At 32.0% G+C, this 16,750-nt stretch carries 17 protein-coding genes and 1 tRNA gene; 11 read left to right on the top strand and 7 right to left on the bottom strand.

The window, feature by feature from the left end:
- The coding region (locus RH98_RS06895) for a transposase (RefSeq protein ID WP_010252309.1) at window positions 1-336 on the top strand (336 nt) is incomplete at its 5' end.
- Window positions 337-427: 91 nt separating this feature from the next.
- Here RH98_RS06895 and RH98_RS06890 read toward each other — a convergent pair.
- Window positions 428-507: transfer RNA gene (locus RH98_RS06890), tRNA-Leu, on the bottom strand.
- A gap of 156 nt (window positions 508-663) precedes the next feature.
- Here RH98_RS06890 and RH98_RS06885 point away from each other — a divergent pair.
- The 3 genes from RH98_RS06885 to pth all read left to right on the top strand — a co-directional run bounded on the left by RH98_RS06885 (window position 664) and on the right by pth (window position 2,921).
- The gene (locus RH98_RS06885; RefSeq protein ID WP_010252307.1) at window positions 664-1,605 is read left to right on the top strand and encodes a ribose-phosphate pyrophosphokinase; all 942 of its coding nucleotides are present in this window, start codon (window positions 664-666) and stop codon (window positions 1,603-1,605) included.
- Between the two features lie 28 nt (window positions 1,606-1,633).
- Complete coding sequence (locus tag RH98_RS06880; protein ID WP_010252305.1) at window positions 1,634-2,242, top strand: 50S ribosomal protein L25/general stress protein Ctc; 609 nt, start codon at window positions 1,634-1,636, stop codon at window positions 2,240-2,242.
- A 112-nt stretch (window positions 2,243-2,354) separates the two neighbouring features.
- A complete protein-coding gene (pth, locus tag RH98_RS06875) occupies window positions 2,355-2,921 on the top strand; it encodes an aminoacyl-tRNA hydrolase (RefSeq protein ID WP_010252303.1) in 567 nt (188 codons plus the stop codon).
- Window positions 2,922-2,971: 50 nt separating this feature from the next.
- Here the strand turns inward: pth and aspS are convergent, their stop codons facing one another.
- The 4 genes from aspS to RH98_RS06855 all read right to left on the bottom strand — a co-directional run bounded on the left by aspS (window position 2,972) and on the right by RH98_RS06855 (window position 8,069).
- Entirely contained in the window at window positions 2,972-4,723 is a 1,752-nt protein-coding gene (gene aspS / locus RH98_RS06870; protein WP_010252302.1) for an aspartate--tRNA ligase, read from the bottom strand.
- A 70-nt stretch (window positions 4,724-4,793) separates the two neighbouring features.
- A complete protein-coding gene (locus RH98_RS06865) occupies window positions 4,794-5,957 on the bottom strand; it encodes an MFS transporter (protein WP_010252300.1) in 1,164 nt (387 codons plus the stop codon).
- A 48-nt stretch (window positions 5,958-6,005) separates the two neighbouring features.
- Window positions 6,006-7,070 (bottom strand): NADH:flavin oxidoreductase/NADH oxidase, encoded by a 1,065-nt coding sequence (locus RH98_RS06860; protein WP_010252298.1) that lies wholly within the window; start codon window positions 7,068-7,070, stop codon window positions 6,006-6,008.
- A gap of 342 nt (window positions 7,071-7,412) precedes the next feature.
- On the bottom strand, window positions 7,413-8,069 hold the full coding sequence (locus RH98_RS06855) for a metal-dependent transcriptional regulator (protein WP_010252296.1): 657 nt from the start codon (window positions 8,067-8,069) through the stop codon (window positions 7,413-7,415).
- Between the two features lie 102 nt (window positions 8,070-8,171).
- Between RH98_RS06855 and RH98_RS06850 the strand changes: the two genes are divergently transcribed.
- From RH98_RS06850 to RH98_RS06835, 4 genes are all read left to right on the top strand, one after another.
- On the top strand, window positions 8,172-10,424 hold the full coding sequence (locus RH98_RS06850; protein WP_010252294.1) for a TonB-dependent receptor: 2,253 nt from the start codon (window positions 8,172-8,174) through the stop codon (window positions 10,422-10,424).
- Between the two features lie 14 nt (window positions 10,425-10,438).
- Window positions 10,439-10,894 carry a thioredoxin family protein gene (locus tag RH98_RS06845; protein WP_010252292.1) on the top strand — a complete coding sequence of 152 codons (456 nt, stop codon included), beginning with the start codon at window positions 10,439-10,441 and terminating at the stop codon, window positions 10,892-10,894.
- Between the two features lie 523 nt (window positions 10,895-11,417).
- Entirely contained in the window at window positions 11,418-11,780 is a 363-nt protein-coding gene (locus RH98_RS06840) for a BlaI/MecI/CopY family transcriptional regulator (RefSeq protein WP_010252289.1), read from the top strand.
- 103 nt (window positions 11,781-11,883) lie between these two features.
- Window positions 11,884-13,545: a M56 family metallopeptidase gene (locus RH98_RS06835; protein ID WP_026038777.1), complete on the top strand. Its 1,662-nt coding sequence runs from the start codon at window positions 11,884-11,886 to the stop codon at window positions 13,543-13,545.
- Between the two features lie 126 nt (window positions 13,546-13,671).
- On the opposite strand, the gene RH98_RS06830 is transcribed toward RH98_RS06835, so the two are convergent.
- Window positions 13,672-14,265 (bottom strand): ATP-binding cassette domain-containing protein, encoded by a 594-nt coding sequence (locus tag RH98_RS06830; protein ID WP_010252284.1) that lies wholly within the window; start codon window positions 14,263-14,265, stop codon window positions 13,672-13,674.
- Between the two features lie 529 nt (window positions 14,266-14,794).
- Between RH98_RS06830 and RH98_RS06825 the strand changes: the two genes are divergently transcribed.
- From RH98_RS06825 to RH98_RS06815, 3 genes are all read left to right on the top strand, one after another.
- Window positions 14,795-15,235 (top strand): hypothetical protein, encoded by a 441-nt coding sequence (locus RH98_RS06825; RefSeq protein WP_010252283.1) that lies wholly within the window; start codon window positions 14,795-14,797, stop codon window positions 15,233-15,235.
- Window positions 15,236-15,334: 99 nt separating this feature from the next.
- Window positions 15,335-15,823: a septal ring lytic transglycosylase RlpA family protein gene (locus tag RH98_RS06820; protein WP_010252282.1), complete on the top strand. Its 489-nt coding sequence runs from the start codon at window positions 15,335-15,337 to the stop codon at window positions 15,821-15,823.
- Window positions 15,813-16,217, top strand: a complete 405-nt coding sequence (locus RH98_RS06815) for a septal ring lytic transglycosylase RlpA family protein (RefSeq protein ID WP_010252280.1) — start codon at window positions 15,813-15,815, stop codon at window positions 16,215-16,217. The genes RH98_RS06820 and RH98_RS06815 overlap by 11 nt, the downstream gene beginning before the upstream one ends.
- Window positions 16,218-16,222: 5 nt before the next feature.
- On the opposite strand, the gene RH98_RS06810 is transcribed toward RH98_RS06815, so the two are convergent.
- Window positions 16,223-16,690 carry a CYTH domain-containing protein gene (locus RH98_RS06810; protein ID WP_010252278.1) on the bottom strand — a complete coding sequence of 156 codons (468 nt, stop codon included), beginning with the start codon at window positions 16,688-16,690 and terminating at the stop codon, window positions 16,223-16,225.
- Between the last annotated feature and the right edge of the window lie 60 nt (window positions 16,691-16,750).

Here is a 16,750-nt window from a genome sequence, read left to right as displayed (position 1 = left end):
AAAATATTATTTGATTTATACCCTGAGATTAAACAAGCGTATTTGCTAACTAATAAGCTCAGAAATATATATAATCTAAAAATAGATAAAGAAATTGCTATGACTAAGCTTGCTCATTGGTTTAATGATATTGAAAAGGCTTGTATCAAACACTTCCATACTGTTTTAAAGACTTTTAATATACACTATAACGAAATTATTAATTACTTTAATAATAGAAGTACAAATGCTTCTGCTGAATCCTTTAATGCGAAAATTAAATACTTCCGTATGATGTATAGAGGAGTGAGAGATAAGTCATTTTTCCTTTTCAGATTGACCAAACTTTTTGCCTAGTCCCCAACTTTTGCACTTGATCCATTATATGAAAACGATAGATTTAAGGGAATAAAGAAAGCCTAACTCATTGAGTTAGGCTTTCTATTTGTGCCCGGAGTGGGAATCGAACCCACACTCCGAAGAACACGAGTTTGAGTCGTGCGCGTCTACCAATTCCGCCATCCGGGCGATGACTTAATTATTGTGTGTGCAAATGTAGATAAAAAAATCAAGTTACAAAGAAAAAACTAAAAAAAATCGTTTAGTCAATATATATTTTATAAATTTGCAACGCCTAAAAACAATGGTTAGGTTCTAACTCGCAACATAACAACTAATTATATAATGTCATATTTCGAACCAGACGCTAAGATTTTTGCATGTTCACAAAGTGTTGAGCTAGCTGAGAAGATTGCAAAAGCATACGGAGTAGAATTAGGAAAAGTAACTTTGTCACATTACAGTGATGGCGAATTTCAACCTTCATTTGAGGAGTCAATCCGCGGAAGAAGAGTTTTTCTAGTTTGTTCTACTTATCCGTCATCAGATAACCTGATGGAATTGTTATTAATGTGTGATGCTGCAAAACGAGCATCAGCAAGACATATTACTGCTGTAATTCCATATTTTGGATGGGCAAGACAGGATAGAAAAGACAAACCAAGGGTTCCGATAGGAGCTAAGTTAGTTGCAAAATTATTAGAAGCTGCAGGAGCAACACGTATCATGACAATGGATTTACACGCTGATCAGATACAAGGATTCTTCGAAAAGCCAGTGGATCATTTATTTGCTTCAACAATCTTTTTACCATATGTGAAAAGTTTGAATTTAGAAAATTTGACAATTGCTTCTCCAGATATGGGAGGTTCGAAAAGAGCTTATGCCTATTCTAAGTTTTTAGAATCAGATGTAGTGATTTGTTATAAACAACGCAAGCAAGCAAATGTTATCGATAAAATGGAATTGATAGGCGATGTTAAGGGTCGTAATGTAATCCTAGTCGATGACATGATTGATACAGGGGGAACTCTAGCGAAAGCTGCTGATATGATGATGGAAAGAGGAGCATTAAGTGTTAGAGCTATATGTACACATCCTATCTTATCAGGAAGTGCATATGAGAAAATAGAGGATTCAGCAATAGAGGAGTTAATCGTAACAGATACAATTCCATTAAAGAAACCTTGTTCAAAAATAAAAGTGTTGAGCTGTGCCCCTTTATTTGCAGAGGTAATGCACAATGTTCACTCAAATGAGTCTATTAGTAGAACATTTGTAATGTAGAAATTTATTAATTTTTAAATATATTTAAATGAAATCAATTACGATTAAAGGATCAGAAAGAGAAAGCGTGGGTAAAGTATCTACTAAAGCCCTACGTAATGCTGGAATGGTACCATGCGTGTTATACGGAGGAACAGAACCAGCAGTACACTTTGCAGCAGAAGAAAAAGCATTCAAAGGTTTGGTTTACACTCCTAACGTGCATACTGTTGTAATTGACTTAGAAAATGGAAAAAAATTCAACGCAATTTTACAAGACATCCAATTTCACCCAGTTACTGACGAAATTTTACACATCGATTTCTACCAATTACATGACGATAAAGAAATTACTTTAGAAGTTCCAGTAAAAGTAGTAGGAAACTCTAAAGGTGTAATGGCAGGTGGTGTTTTAAACTTAAACTTACGTAAGTTAAAAGTTAAAGCTTTACCAGCAAACTTACCTGACTTTGTAGAAGTTAATATTTCTAACTTAGACATGGGTAACAAACTTTATGTTACTGACGTTGTAGCTAATAATTACAAATTATTACACCCAGATAACACAGTAGTTTGTCAAGTGAGAATTTCTCGTGCAGCAATGAAAGCAGCTCAAGAAGCAGCAAAAGCAGCAAAATCTACTCCAAAGAAAAAATAATTTTCAAAAGAGATACTTTTGTAGAAGCGGTAGGGTTCATCCTACCGCTTTTTTTTGTTAATATTGGAATAGTGTAGGCATTTATATTAATTTTGTGTCAAATTAAAATATAATGAAGAAGTTTTTAATTGTAGGATTAGGAAATATCGGTGTTGAATATATACATACACGTCATAATATAGGCTTTAAGGTAGTCGATGAAATAGCAAATGAATTAGGTGGAGAGTGGCAGACAGTGAAACTAGGTGCGCTGTGTGAAGTAAAAATTAAGGGAAGAACATTATTGTTATTAAAGCCTAACACTTATATGAACTTAAGCGGTAAGGCAGTTCAATATTGGTTAGAAAAAGAAAAAATACCTGTTGAGAATTTGTTAGTCGTAACGGATGATTTGAACCTGCCTTTTGGGACAATCCGAATTAAAGCAAAAGGGTCAGATGGAGGACATAATGGCTTAAAAAGTATTCAGGGATTATTAAATACAAGTACTTATCCACGTTTTAGGTTTGGTATAAGTGATGAGTTTAAAAAAGGACAGCAAGTAGATTACGTTTTAGGTACTTGGAGTGATCAAGAAAAAGAAGTTTTGCCAGAAAGGCTTAAAATGGCTTCTAAGGCTATACAAGAGTTTGCTTTGGGAGGTTTAAACAATGCGATGAATACTTATAACGGAAAGTAATTTATTAGATAAAAAAATAAGGGAGTTAACTAAGTTAACTCCCTTATTTTTTATTGTTGTTTCACAGTTATGTGAAGTTCATCTAATTGTTCTGGTGTAATTGTAGCAGGTGCATCAATCATTACGTCGCGACCTGAATTGTTTTTTGGGAACGCGATAAAGTCTCTAATTGTTTCTTGTCCACCTAATATAGCAACTAAACGATCTAGTCCAAATGCTAAACCACCGTGAGGAGGAGCTCCATATTGGAACGCATTCATTAGGAATCCGAACTGCTTTTCAGCTTCTTCTTTAGTGAATCCTAAGTGTTTGAACATTAATTCTTGGGTTGCTTTATCGTGAATACGGATAGAACCACCACCAATTTCATTACCGTTTAATACCATATCATACGCATTTGCACGTACTTTTCCTGGATCAGTTTCTAATAGAGGAATGTCTTCCACTTTTGGAGAAGTAAAAGGATGGTGCATTGCAAAATAACGGCCAGCTTCTTCGTCATATTCAAAAAGAGGGAAATCTATTACCCATAATGGAGCAAATTCATTTGATTTTCTCAATCCTATACGATTAGCTAGTTCCATACGTAGTGCGCTTAATTGAGCTCTAGTTTTATTAGCTGGACCAGATAGTATTAAGATTAAATCGCCAGCTTTAGCACCAGTCGCTTCTGCCCATTTTTTAAGATCTTCTTGGTCGTAAAACTTGTCTACAGAAGATTTAAAAGTACCATCAGCTTCACACTTACAATATACCATTCCTGAAGCACCTACTTGTGGGCGTTTTACCCAGTCGATTAGTGCATCAATTTCTTTACGAGAATAGCTCGCAGCACCCGGTACAGCAATACCCACTACTAATTCTGCGCTATTGAATACTCCAAAGTCTTTATGTTGCGCAACAGCATTTAACTCACCGAATTCCATTCCAAAACGAATATCCGGTTTGTCATTACCATATTTTCTCATAGCTTCCTCATACGTCATACGAGGGAATTTATCTACTTCAATACCGTGAATAGTTTTTAGTAAATATTTTGTCATACCTTCGAAAGTATCCATAACATCTTCTTGCTCAACAAAAGCCATTTCACAGTCGATTTGTGTAAATTCAGGTTGTCTATCAGCACGTAGATCCTCATCACGGAAACATTTCACAATTTGGAAATATCTATCCATTCCACCAACCATCAATAATTGTTTGAAAGTTTGTGGAGATTGGGGTAATGCATAAAATTCACCTGGGTTCATTCTAGAAGGAACTACGAAATCGCGTGCACCTTCAGGAGTAGAACTAATTAAATATGGAGTTTCTACTTCGCAGAAATCTTGAGCAGAAAGATAATTTCTAACTTCTTGCGCAACTTTATGTCTGAAAAGCAGATTGTTTTTAACTGGATTTCTTCGAATATCTAAATAACGATATTTCATACGAATATCTTCTCCACCATCAGTATCATCTTCGATTGTAAAAGGAGGAACACTCGATTCATTAAGCACTTTTAGCGATTCTACTAAAATCTCAATATCCCCTGTAGGGATATTAGGGTTCTTAGAAGCACGCTCAATTACTTTTCCTGTTACTTGGATAACAAACTCTCTACCTAGGTTTTTTGCTGCTTCGAAAACTGATTTCTCAGTTCTGTCAGCATCAAATATTAATTGGGTAATGCCGTAACGGTCACGTAAATCAACCCAAATCATAAAACCTTTGTCGCGATGCTTGCTTACCCATCCTGATAGGGTAACTTCTGTATTAATATCCGAAGCTCTTAAGGCTCCGCAATTATGCGTTCTATACATTGTTAAAAATATTTCTACAAATTTATAAACTTATTGTGAATGAAGGAGGATATCGTTCAAATAATATAATTTAGTTTTCTTGAGCTTTTAGTTTTTTTTGCATTCTTACAAATGTTATGGCTAAAACAGCTCCACAACATGCTAAACCTGTACCTACTAATTCTGGAGAATTATATCCCAATCCTAACGTAATAGGTAGTCCACCTAAAGAAGCACCTATGGCATTACCGATATTAAAAGATGCCTGTCCAGCAGATGCAGCAAGCATTTCTGACCCTTTAGCACTTTTTATTAACATCATTTGTAATGGTGAACCAATAGTAAACGCTACTAAACCTGTTACTAATGACATTACATAAGCCATCCACTGAATATGAACCGTATAGTAAACGATAATTAAACATATCGCCATGGCAAGAAAAGAGAAGATAACAGCCTTCGATGGTGAAAAAGTATCTGCAATCTTACCTCCAACAAAGTTTCCGAAAAACATTCCAAGTCCTACAAGTGTCATCACTAAAGGAATATTAGCTTCTGGAATTAGGGCAATATTCATCATCATGGGCTTAATGTAACTAATCCATGCAAAAAGTCCACCAGTACCGATCGAAATTAAGGCTACTAATACCCATGCAATTGGTGTTTTGAAAAACGCCATTTGCTTTTTTGTGTTAGTAGCTGTATCTGCGTGTAATTTAGGTACCCAAAGTGAAATTGCTATAGTCGAAATAATACCTAATGTAGCAATAATCCCGTACGAAACCCTCCACGAATATTCTTGTCCTATATAGGTTGTAATCGGTACTCCTAATAAGTTTGCAGTGGTTAACCCTGCAAACATTATTGCTACAGCTTGAGCTTCTTTTCCTGGATTTGCTAATCGAGTTGCCACAACTGATCCAACGCCAAAAAATGCACCATGAGGCAAGCCTGACATAAATCTCGTAATTAATAATGTCGTGTAATTAGGTGACAGAACAAAAAGAGTGTGGAAAAGTGAAAACATTAGCATTAATGCCATTAGCACTTTGTGAGGAGCATATTTATTAGAAGACATCACAAGCAATGGTGCGCCAATAACTACTCCAATAGCATAAATAGAAATAAAATTTCCAGCGGTAGGAATAGATATCTTTAAATCATCTGCAATATTCGAGAGCAATCCCATCATTGAAAATTCTGTCATTCCTATTGCTAGGCCACCTATTGCTAGGGCAATTAAACTTTTCTTCATTTTATTTATTGAGTTTATTTTTTTTAGTATTTGTTGTTTGAGTAGTAATTAATTTTTAGCTCTATCATATTGATTAGCCCAAGGAATATCCACATTTAAGTCTGCTGCTGCTTGCAAAACAAAATGAGGATCTCTTAAAAACTGTCTGCCAACTAGAACAAAATCTGCTTTGTCGTGCTCTAAAATTTCTTCAGCCTGTTGTCCAGATTTAATTAATCCTACAGTACCCACAATCAAATTGGTTTCTTTTTTTATTTTTTCGGCAAAGTGAACCTGATAGTTTGGTTCTACTTTTATTTTCTGAAAGCTTACTGCGCCTCCAGAGCTTACGTCTATTACTTCTACACCTTTTTCTTGTAATATCTTGGCTAGTTTGACGCTCTCTTCCAGCGACCACCCTCCTGCAGCCCAGTCATCAGCAGAAATTCTTACCCACAATGATTGTGTGGTTAATATTGGTTTGATTGCATCTATTACTTCAATGAGGAATCGTATTCTGTTTTCAAAACTTCCCCCATAATTATCTTTTCGATCGTTGATTAATGGGGATAAAAATTGGTGGAATAAATAACCATGTGCACCATGTATTTCTATTATTTCATATCCTGCCTTGATGGCTCTAACAGTTGCCTGCTTGAATGCAATGACTATCTCTTCGATTTCTGCTATTGTTAGAGCATGAGGTTTTAAGTCATTTTCGTTAAAAGGAATTTCTGATGGTCCTACTGTTTGCCATCCATTCTCATGAGTAGGTGCAAATTGCTTTCTGCCTAACCATGGTTTTTCGCCACTGGCTTTTCTACCAGCATGTGAAAGCTGAATACCCGGAATTGTACCTTGGCTTTTTATGAAAGATGTGATACGAGTTAAAAACTCAATATGTTCGTCAGACCAAATACCAAGATCACTGTATGAAATACGTCCTTCAGGTACTACAGCAGTAGCCTCTTGTATTATAGCACCTGCTTTGCCGATAGCAAATTGTCCTAGATGTACTAAATGCCAATCGTTAGCGAAGCCTTCAGTTGCGGAATATTGACACATTGGAGAAACAACAATTCGATTTGGAATTGTTAGTGTTTTTAAATGTAATGTTGTAAATAGATGTTTCATAGTTGTGGAGTTTAGCCTTGCAAAATTATTAAATATTAAGCTGAATGATAGGTCTTTTGTCCTTTCTATGAAAAAAATAACACTTAAAATTGATATTAGTGCTTTTTTGCTACTATTTGAAATGTAGAATTGTTTTTATTTAAATTTTGTATGCTGACACAGATAGGGGACTATTAAAATAAGTAGAGGCTTTTTATAATAGAAAAATAACTTAGAGTTATAATTATTAGTTTATAATTCTAAGTTATGTTCTTCTATAAAAAGTAAGTTATTAAATATCTATGTAAGATAGATTACCAGCAAGGAAATAGTAATGACGATCTTATTTAGGTTTTGATCTTGTTACTTTCCTTTGACAAATAAGTTACTTGCTATTTTTTTAGTAACTGTAATATCGTGATCATTCACTCTAATGGTGTAAGATTGATCAAAAGGTTCGATCTCTAAGATTTCGATTTCACTACCTAAAGCGATTTTTTGTTTATCTAGATATTGTAGAAATTCTGAAGAAGAATCTTTTACCCCCACGCATACTGTTTTAGTATTTGGTTTTATGTCTGATAATAGTTTCTTTTCTATTTGTTTTATTTCTCCTTTTTTGTTTGGAATTGGGTCTCCATGAGGGTCTTCAGAAGGATAACCAAGATATGCATCTAATTTATTAATTAATTTTTCAGATTTTATATGTTCTAATTCTTCTGCAACATCGTGGACTTCATCCCAGTTAAACCCAAGTTTTTCTACTAAAAACACTTCCCAAAGACGGTGTTTTCGCACTATCATTTTTGCAGCTAATAGTCCTTCGGAAGTTAAAGTTACTCCTTGATATTTCTGGTAAGTGATTAATTTCTTGTCATTTAGCTTCTTTATCATATCAGTAACGGAAGAAGCCTTAGTTTCTATCCTAGCCGCAATTGCATTTGTTGATATACCTTGTTTTTGTCCTTGAGACAAATGAAAAATTGTTTTTAGGTAATTCTCTTCTGAATAAGTAAGCATAGAGATTTTTTTTATTTAAAAACAAAGTTACATTTTTTTTATTTATAAATAAATTTTTAGCTTTGCCTAAAATTAATATTAAGTTAAGTTAAATATTTTTTTATGCGAATAGCAATAAGTTTTTTAGTCACTCTTTTATCTGTGTTTTCTTTAAAGGCACAAATTGTAAAAGGACAAGTTACTTCTCAGGGTGTAACTTTACCTTATGCAACTGTCGTAATTGAAGGAACACTAAAAGGAGATACTGCTGATGAAAGCGGTAATTATCATTTAGAGGGCCTTAAAGAAGGTTCATACGTTATTAGTAGTGAATTTGTAGGGTATCAGAAACATAGAAAAAGAATTACTCTAAAAACAGGGGAAACTTTAGTAGTCAATTTTGATTTAAAAGAAGATTCTAGCCTTGATGAAATTGTAATTTCAGGGACATTAAAACCTGTTTTAAAATCAGAATCAGTTGTGCCAGTAGAGATTTATACTCCTGCTTTTTTTGAAAAGAACCCCACAGCGAGTTTATTCGATGCAGTGCAAATGATTAACGGTGTGCAACCTCAATTAAATTGTAACGTTTGTAATACTGGTGATATTCACATTAATGGTATGGAAGGACCTTATACAATGATTTTAATAGATGGGATGCCTATCGTATCTTCTTTATCTACTGTATATGGACTTTTTGGAATACCTACAAGTATGATTGAGAGAGTAGAAGTTGTGAAGGGACCTGCATCATCTTTATACGGTACTGAAGCAATGGGTGGAATTATTAATGTAATTACTAAAGATCCTGAGAAAGCTGCAAGATTAAGTGTAGATATGTATACTACTACTTGGTTAGAGAATAACTTTAATCTAGGTGCAGGATATAAGTTAGGTAAAAAGGTTAATGGACTTTTTGGAGGTAACTATTTTAAATTTGGTGAGCGAAAAGATAAGAATAACGATGGCTTTACAGACGTTACATTGCAAGATCGTGTTTCTTTATTTAATAAGTTCTCGTTAAAAAGAAAAGAAGATCGTGTTGCAAGTTTAGCATTGCGTTATGTGTATGAAGATCGCTGGGGAGGTGAAACAGATTGGCAACGCAAAAAACATAGAGGTGGAGAAGAAGTATATGCAGAAAGTATCTTTACTAACCGCTTTGAAGCAATAGGTATGTATCAATTGCCAGTTAAAGAAAAAATATTCACGCAGTTTTCTTATACTTTCCATGAGCAAAACTCTATGTATGGTCCAGAATCTTATGATGCAAAACAGCAAATAGCTTTTGCGCAAGCTTATTGGGATAAAGAAATAGGCAATCATAGTTTGTTATTAGGAGCATCGTTTAAGTATACTTATTACGATGATAATACTCGCGGTACTGGTATTTATGATGAAAATGGATTAGTAAAAAATGATCCAGACAAACGTTCTATACCTGGTGTATTTATTCAAGATGAGTGGAAATTAAACGAGACTAATAAGTTATTATTAGGTTATAGATATGATTACGATGAAGATCACCATTCTATTCATTCACCTAGAGTAGGATATAAGTTTACGCCAAATCCGCATCATACACTTCGCGCTAGTTTTGGAACTGGGTTCCGTGTAGTAAATGTTTTTACAGAGGATCACAGAGCGTTAACTGGAGCAAGAGAAGTAGTTTTTGCAGAGAAACTTGATCCTGAAAAATCATATAATGCAAACTTAAATTATACGTTTAAAGTACCTGCTGATTTTGGTGTATTTAATTTTGATATTAATGGATTCTATACCTATTTCACAAATAAAATTGATGCTGATACTGATACAGATCAAACTAAAATTTATTATGCAAACTTAGATGGTCATGCTATTTCGCAAGGTGTTTCCCTAAATGTTGATTTAACATTTGATATACCTTTAAAGTTAATGGCAGGCGCAACATATATGGATGTATATAGAAAGGAAGATGGAGATAGAGAGCAGCTTTATCACGCACCAAAATGGTCTGGTAATATTATCGCTAGTTATGATTTCGGTAGAGGATTTAGTGCTGATTTAACTGGTGACTGGAAAGGACCTATGCGTTTACCTAGAGTGGAAGATGATTACCGTCCAGAATACTCTCCTTGGACAATGCTTGCAAACGTTCAGGTTACTAAGAAATTTAGTAATGGGATCGAAATCTATGGAGGTGTAAAAAACTTGTTTAACACGCTTCCAAAAGGAGATGCTATTGCAAGATGGTGGGATCCATTTGGAGAACCAGGTAACGGTGTTACACCACCTGCAGGAAGAAATGATGTGATATTTGAACCTAATGATTATAGTTATACTCCGATGCAAGGTATACGTGGTTTCTTGGGGGTTCGTTATAATATTTTTTAGTTAGTATATAAAAGATGTTGAGATTTTTACTTTTTTTAATGGTTAGTTGTTTCTCTTTGGTTGACTGTTTAGGTCAACCAAGAGAAGTAACTTTCTCTGAACTTGAGGTTTTGATGAATAAAGATCCAAAACCAGTCGTAGTTTTTCTGCATACAGATTGGTGTAGTTACTGTGCTCTAATGGAGCGTAAGACATTCTCAGATAAAGAAGTACAGAAAAACCTGAATGAAAACTTTTATTTTGTTTCGTTTAATGCAGAAACTGAGAGTGATATCTATTTTAGAAAACATTTATTCTCTTTTAAGAAAAAAGGTATAAAATCTGGTGTTCACGAATTGGCTACAGCATTAGGAAAAGATAATGCTTATCCAGCAGTTGTTGTCTTGAATGAAGATTACCAAATAATATATCAACATTTTGCCTATATGCGACCTATAGAAATGAATAAACTACTAAGTACAATAAATTAATCATTTTATTTGCAGGTTAGTAATATGGTCAGATTAAGTAGTAGGTTATTTTTGTTATTAATTTATAGTACTCTTTGATATAATCATTTTTAATCAATTAATCTGACTTTTAAAAAACTCTTGTGTTGTTATGTTCACAAGAGTTTTTTTTGTGCTCATTTTTTATAAAAGAAAATATTGGAATTAATATATAGCGTAATTGCAGACGATTTTTAGAAAGATGTATCTGTATTAGAAAAGGTGTTACCTCTTACTTCTTTAAGATTTCTTCAACAAACGATAGCAAAAGCAAGGGAATGTTATAGTAATGTTGAAGAACTTATTATATAGATGTACAATTGAAGAATTATTAATAATAGAGTACAATATTACATTGCATTCTAGATATTTCTATAATCATATAAATTTTACAAGTAAAACCTTCACTGTGTTGACTATGGCATAAATAACTTTATTGATAACTAATATTTTAGTTTGAAAACTAAAATATTAGTTATATGTTTGTCTCATAAAATAAATAGACATGGAAAAACTGACGAATAAAGAAGAAGAAATTATGCGCGTTTTGTGGAAGTTAGAAAAAGGATTTGTCAATGATATATTAGATCAAATGCCTGAACCAAAACCACACTATAATACATTATCTACTTTTATTAGAATTCTCGTAGATAAGGGAGTTGTTGGTTATAAGGCTTATGGGAAATCTCACCAGTACTATCCAATCGTTACACTAGAACAATATCGTACAATGTTTATGGAAGATACAATGGAGAAATACTTTGACAATTCATTTAGTAATCTTGTGAGTTTTTTCGTCAAGGATAAAAAAGTATCTAAAGACGAACTAGATGAACTTTTACAAATTATAGAAAAGAATAGAAAATAGAATCAACCAAATAATACCTCTATAACTTATGACACCTATTTTAATCTATATATTGAAAGTCAATTTATTACTTTCTTTTTTATATCTTTTTTATCGTGTTTTTTTGCGTAAAGAAACTTTTGTTAAAACAAATAGACTTTACTTTCTAGGTGGAATATTAGGTAGCTTTTTAATACCTCTTATCACTTTTACTAAGGTCGTTTATGTTCCAGAGACAAAGGTAAACTTTAATGATATAATGCTCTTAGCTGAAGAGACTCAATCTGATGTAACTACTTCTACACTATGGAGTAGAATGACGGTAGATGAAGTGGTATTTTTCATTTATATTCTTATAGCTAGTATCGCTCTTATATGGTTTTTTACTAAATATATTCGATTAAGAAAGCATTTGAAGAGTTTGCCGGTCAGTAACTTATTACCCAATATCTTAATAGATGAAACTACGAATGATCCTTATTCATTTTGGAATAAGATTGTTCTTCCTCTGAATTACAAGAACATTAATAGACTTGATTTGATAATTCAGCATGAGAATATTCATATTGTTCAAAAGCATAGTATTGATTTATTACTTATTGAATTTCTAAAACATTTGTTTTGGTTTAATCCATTATTAATATTAATGCAAAGAGCTATGAATCTGAATCTTGAGTATATCGTAGATAAAGAAGTGAGTGAACTTGTCGATACCTATGATTATCAAAGAGCATTAGTCGAATTCGAGTATGACAAAGTAATCCCCTATAACATGGTAAATACTTTCTCGAATTCAGATTTAAAAAAACGTGTTTTAATGTTAAATAACCAACAATCAACAATTATGAAAAAAATGAAGTTCTTATTATTAAGTCCTTTTATAGCATTATTTGTATTTTTTTTACAAATAGAGGTAAAGGCACAAGAAATAGCTAGTAACCAAGAAAGAGAAGATGATACTATTGTCGTAGATTATCCTGGTATAACAAAAAAGGATATGGAACAATCAACTATTACTAAAGATGAGGCAAGTGATTACAAGAGTGAAAATGAATTATCTAAAGAAGTAGAACTGAAGCGCAAAGAACTTGAAAATAAACAAGCTGAACTAAAGGTGAAAAGGGAATTACATCGCAAAGAACTTGAAAATAAACAAGCTGAATTGAAGGTGAAAAAGGAATTACATCGCAAAGAACTTGAAAATAAACAAGCTGAATTGAAGGCGGAAAGGGACTTATATCGACAAGAGGTAGAAGCTAAAATAGAGTCAAAACGCAATGAAATTAAAGAAAGAAACAACGCGCTAGTTCAAGAAAAAAACACCAAAATAGCAGAAGAAATAAGAGAACGTAATAGAAAATTAAATGAGGAAAGTGCTGCTAGACGTGTTGAAAATGAAAAAAGGTTGAGGGAAATTGACTTGAATCGTATAAGAAGAGGCCAAGCTAGTTTTGAGGAAGAGAGAAAAAAAAGTAATGCTGATTTTCTAAAAAATACTAAGATTTATTTACAAGGCAAATTTTATACTCTAGAAGATATAGAAGTGAAAAATATTTCACCTAAAGATTTAAAAAAAGTAATAATATATAATAAGTCTCAGTCACAAGAAAAATTTAATACAGATGGTTCTATAAGAGTCATTGAATATATTTTACGAGGCGAAGATGAACAAATAGATAGTTCAGAACCTAATATTATTATTAATGGAAATAAAAATGAGTCAGATAGGGTTATTAAAGCTGAAAAAGTAAAATTTGATAATGATTCCGCTGTAATTAATAATTGATTTTTTATAAAAATTAAATACTAGTTTTATATAAGGGCTTTGATATTTATTCAAAGTCCTTTTTTTATTAGTTTTATTTTTAATGCGAAATGTTGTTATAGGTAATTGTATTGGTAGATAATAGAATTATTTATGTCTAAGAGTCCCTTCGTCTAAATTATAAATAACAGTACATGTTTTTTCTAAATATTCTGTTGCATGGTCAACTATTATTATCATTTTAGACTTTGCTTTTTCTTGTATATAATGCGATAATTTTTCTCGTATTATAGGAGAAACGGCTACAAAAGGTTCATCTAATAAACAAAAGGGTTGAGGTAGATTTAATACATATAGTGTTTGTATAAGTTGTTGCTCACCATTTGATAGGGTGCTGATTTTTGTGTTTATATTGAAATGTAACTCCATAAGATCTATTACGTCTTTAGAAACGATATCTTTTATTTTAACGTGTTTAGGAAACATTATAAATTGTGGCTTATAGCTAAAATAGTTACTTAACTTATCTCTCTTTAAAATCACATTATTATCAATATTTATAAAAAGTTGAGTGGCTTTTACAGTTCCAAATAGTATTTTCAGCAACGATGATTTACCACTACCATTCCTTCCTGTAATTCCAATAATATCATTTGTCTTACCACATAGGTAAATGTTCTGCAATATTTTCTTATTATTTACTTCATAGATTAAACTATCTAATTCAAAATGGTGTGACATAGCTAAAATATTTTTTGAATGATAAATCTTAATGTCATTGCCATCATTGAATTTATAAAGAGAATGATAAAGCCTAGTTTATATAGATTTATTTTATTGTTTTTGATAAAATAAAATTCATGTCTTTTAAATGAATAAAAGTAGATAGCATATATCAAGACAGAGAGTATTGGGATCACCAATACAAATACATCGATCATTACTAAGGAAAGAACAATAGTAATTATGAAAACAGGAATTATGTATGTTTTAAGAATAAGCATCTAATGTATAATCTTTGAATACCTAAATATATCTTTTTTTATTTATTTTACTTATAATCAAGTGGTTGTTTCTATTCTCAATAAGTTAAAAGTTTTAAAAAAACTATTGATTCTTTTTCTATTAATTGTCAGAGCTATTTTATCTTGTTGATTTATAATTGATTACCGTTTTTAAAATCCTTATTAAGATTCATTTTAAAGAAAAAGAGGTGAGATTGCCTTATAAGAGTTTTAAGTATATTTGCGTATAAACTAATAACATCAATATGTTTTACAATATTATTAAACAAGCACATTCAGGAGTTGCATATTTAGCTCTTATTTTTCTTTTGATAGTAGTTATCAATGCTTTTTCAGGTCTTGCGACAAACAGAGAGTTTACTGAAAAAGATAGAAAGTTAGGTTTATTTGGATTGATTTTTTGTCACATTCAATTATTACTAGGATTGATTCTTTATTTTGTTTCACCAATGGTTCAAAGTTTTGGTGTAGCAATGAAAGATCCTTTATTAAGATTATATGCTGTAGAGCATCCATTGGTTAATATTATTGCTATTGTATTAATTACAATTGGTTGGTCTAAACATAAAAAGGCTACAGATAGTAAAGCTAAGTTTAAGAAATTCGCTATTTTTTATACGTTAGGTTTAATCTTGCTTTTATCAAGAATTCCTTGGAAAATGTGGTTACCAAGTTTATTTGCATAAATTAGAATTATATATTGACTAAAGGAGCTCATGTTGAGCTCCTTTTTTTGTTTGGTATATTTATTGCCTATAAATATCGGCTCTTCAATAATCGGAAGTATGAAATTTAAAAGTTATCTATTTATTTTGGTTGTTTTTATGATGTACAGTTTTACATCAGGGAATATTGTATTTAAAGACAATCATATTAAAAATTTAGTACCAGTTATCTCAGCTGATACCTTAAGAGAATTTAATGATTCGATTGTATTTGATGACGAAGAAGATGATGATTTGGAACTAGTGGATGAGGAAACAAAAGCATCTTATTATCACGATAAATTTACTGGTAAAAAAACAGCTAGTGGAGTAGTCTTTGATAATAAAAAATACACTGCAGCCCATAGAACATTGCCTTTTGGGACAAAAGTAAAGGTAACTAATGTTAAAAATAAACGATCAGTAATACTCACAATTACCGATAGAGGTCCTTTCGTAAAAGGGCGTGGAATAGATCTTTCAAAACAAGCTTTTTTTGAATTAACGGATAACAAGGCTCGTGGTGTTTTAGATGTAAAAATTGAAAAACTAACAAGTAGTGAGAACTAAACATCTATTAAAATCTATTTGCCTAACACTGCTCTTTTCTGTTTTTTTAATAAGCTGTAATAGTTCAAAAAGTGCTTTTAATTCAGAAAAAGGAAATTATAAAAACAATGTTGTTGCAAGTTATTACCACAAAAAATTTAATGGAAGGCGTACAGCAAGTGGGGAAAAATTCCACAATTCGAGGTTAACCGCCGCACATAAGTCACTACCTTTTGGAACAGTTGTTCGCGTCACGAATAAAAAAAATAAAAAATCTGTAAAAGTAAAAATCAATGATAGAGGCCCTTTTGTAAAAGGGAGAGAAATCGATTTATCAAAAAAGGCCTTTATGCGTATTACAGATAATAAGGATCATGGTTTATTAAATGTGGATATAAAGATTTTAAAAAAGTAATCCCTCTACCAATTTTTATAGGGCGTAGTTGATAAATAAGAATTGTAATATCTCTTATCACCAGTTACTTCTTTTCCTAACCATTCTGGTTTTTCAAAGTCTTCATTTTCATTTTGAAGTTCAATTTCGGCCATTATTAATCCCTCATTTTTTCCATGAAATACGTCTATTTCGAAGATATGATGATTTGATTTTACGAGATATCTTGTTTTCTCAATAATAAAATCTTCACATAGCGAAATTAGTTGTTTACCTTCCTCTAATGGTATTTCTTTTTCCCATTCAAATCGGCTAGTGCCTGCTTGATTACTTTTGCCTTTGATTGTAATATAGGCTTGTTGATCTTTAATTCTGATTCGCACAGTTCTTTCAGGATTCGAGTTTAAATAACCTTGAGCAATATGGTTATATTTGTAGGCTTGTTGGACAAAATTTTTATTGTTAAGTAAAAATTTTCTTTCAATTTCTATCATAGAGTTTTCGAATAAAAGTGTATTTTTATACCAAAATAAGTGAATTCTTGCGTAATTATT

Source organism: Myroides injenensis M09-0166 (assembly GCF_000246945.1).
GTDB lineage: Bacteria > Bacteroidota > Bacteroidia > Flavobacteriales > Flavobacteriaceae > Flavobacterium > Flavobacterium injenense.
Note: the sequence above shows the minus strand (reverse complement) of the source record. Positions and strands in the feature narration are given on the sequence as shown.

What these genes read in the sequence shown, in the direction of transcription:
- RH98_RS06885 (WP_010252307.1), top strand. Translation starts at nt 664, where the DNA reads ATGTCATATTTCGAACCAGACGCTAAGATTTTTGCATGTTCACAAAGT.
- RH98_RS06880 (WP_010252305.1), top strand. Translation starts at nt 1,634, where the DNA reads ATGAAATCAATTACGATTAAAGGATCAGAAAGAGAAAGCGTGGGTAAA.
- pth (WP_010252303.1), top strand. Translation starts at nt 2,355, where the DNA reads ATGAAGAAGTTTTTAATTGTAGGATTAGGAAATATCGGTGTTGAATAT.
- aspS (WP_010252302.1), bottom strand. Translation starts at nt 4,723, where the DNA reads ATGTATAGAACGCATAATTGCGGAGCCTTAAGAGCTTCGGATATTAAT.
- RH98_RS06865 (WP_010252300.1), bottom strand. Translation starts at nt 5,957, where the DNA reads ATGAAGAAAAGTTTAATTGCCCTAGCAATAGGTGGCCTAGCAATAGGA.
- RH98_RS06860 (WP_010252298.1), bottom strand. Translation starts at nt 7,070, where the DNA reads ATGAAACATCTATTTACAACATTACATTTAAAAACACTAACAATTCCA.
- RH98_RS06855 (WP_010252296.1), bottom strand. Translation starts at nt 8,069, where the DNA reads ATGCTTACTTATTCAGAAGAGAATTACCTAAAAACAATTTTTCATTTG.
- RH98_RS06850 (WP_010252294.1), top strand. Translation starts at nt 8,172, where the DNA reads ATGCGAATAGCAATAAGTTTTTTAGTCACTCTTTTATCTGTGTTTTCT.
- RH98_RS06845 (WP_010252292.1), top strand. Translation starts at nt 10,439, where the DNA reads ATGTTGAGATTTTTACTTTTTTTAATGGTTAGTTGTTTCTCTTTGGTT.
- RH98_RS06840 (WP_010252289.1), top strand. Translation starts at nt 11,418, where the DNA reads ATGGAAAAACTGACGAATAAAGAAGAAGAAATTATGCGCGTTTTGTGG.
- RH98_RS06830 (WP_010252284.1), bottom strand. Translation starts at nt 14,265, where the DNA reads ATGTCACACCATTTTGAATTAGATAGTTTAATCTATGAAGTAAATAAT.
- RH98_RS06825 (WP_010252283.1), top strand. Translation starts at nt 14,795, where the DNA reads ATGTTTTACAATATTATTAAACAAGCACATTCAGGAGTTGCATATTTA.
- RH98_RS06820 (WP_010252282.1), top strand. Translation starts at nt 15,335, where the DNA reads ATGAAATTTAAAAGTTATCTATTTATTTTGGTTGTTTTTATGATGTAC.
- RH98_RS06810 (WP_010252278.1), bottom strand. Translation starts at nt 16,690, where the DNA reads ATGATAGAAATTGAAAGAAAATTTTTACTTAACAATAAAAATTTTGTC.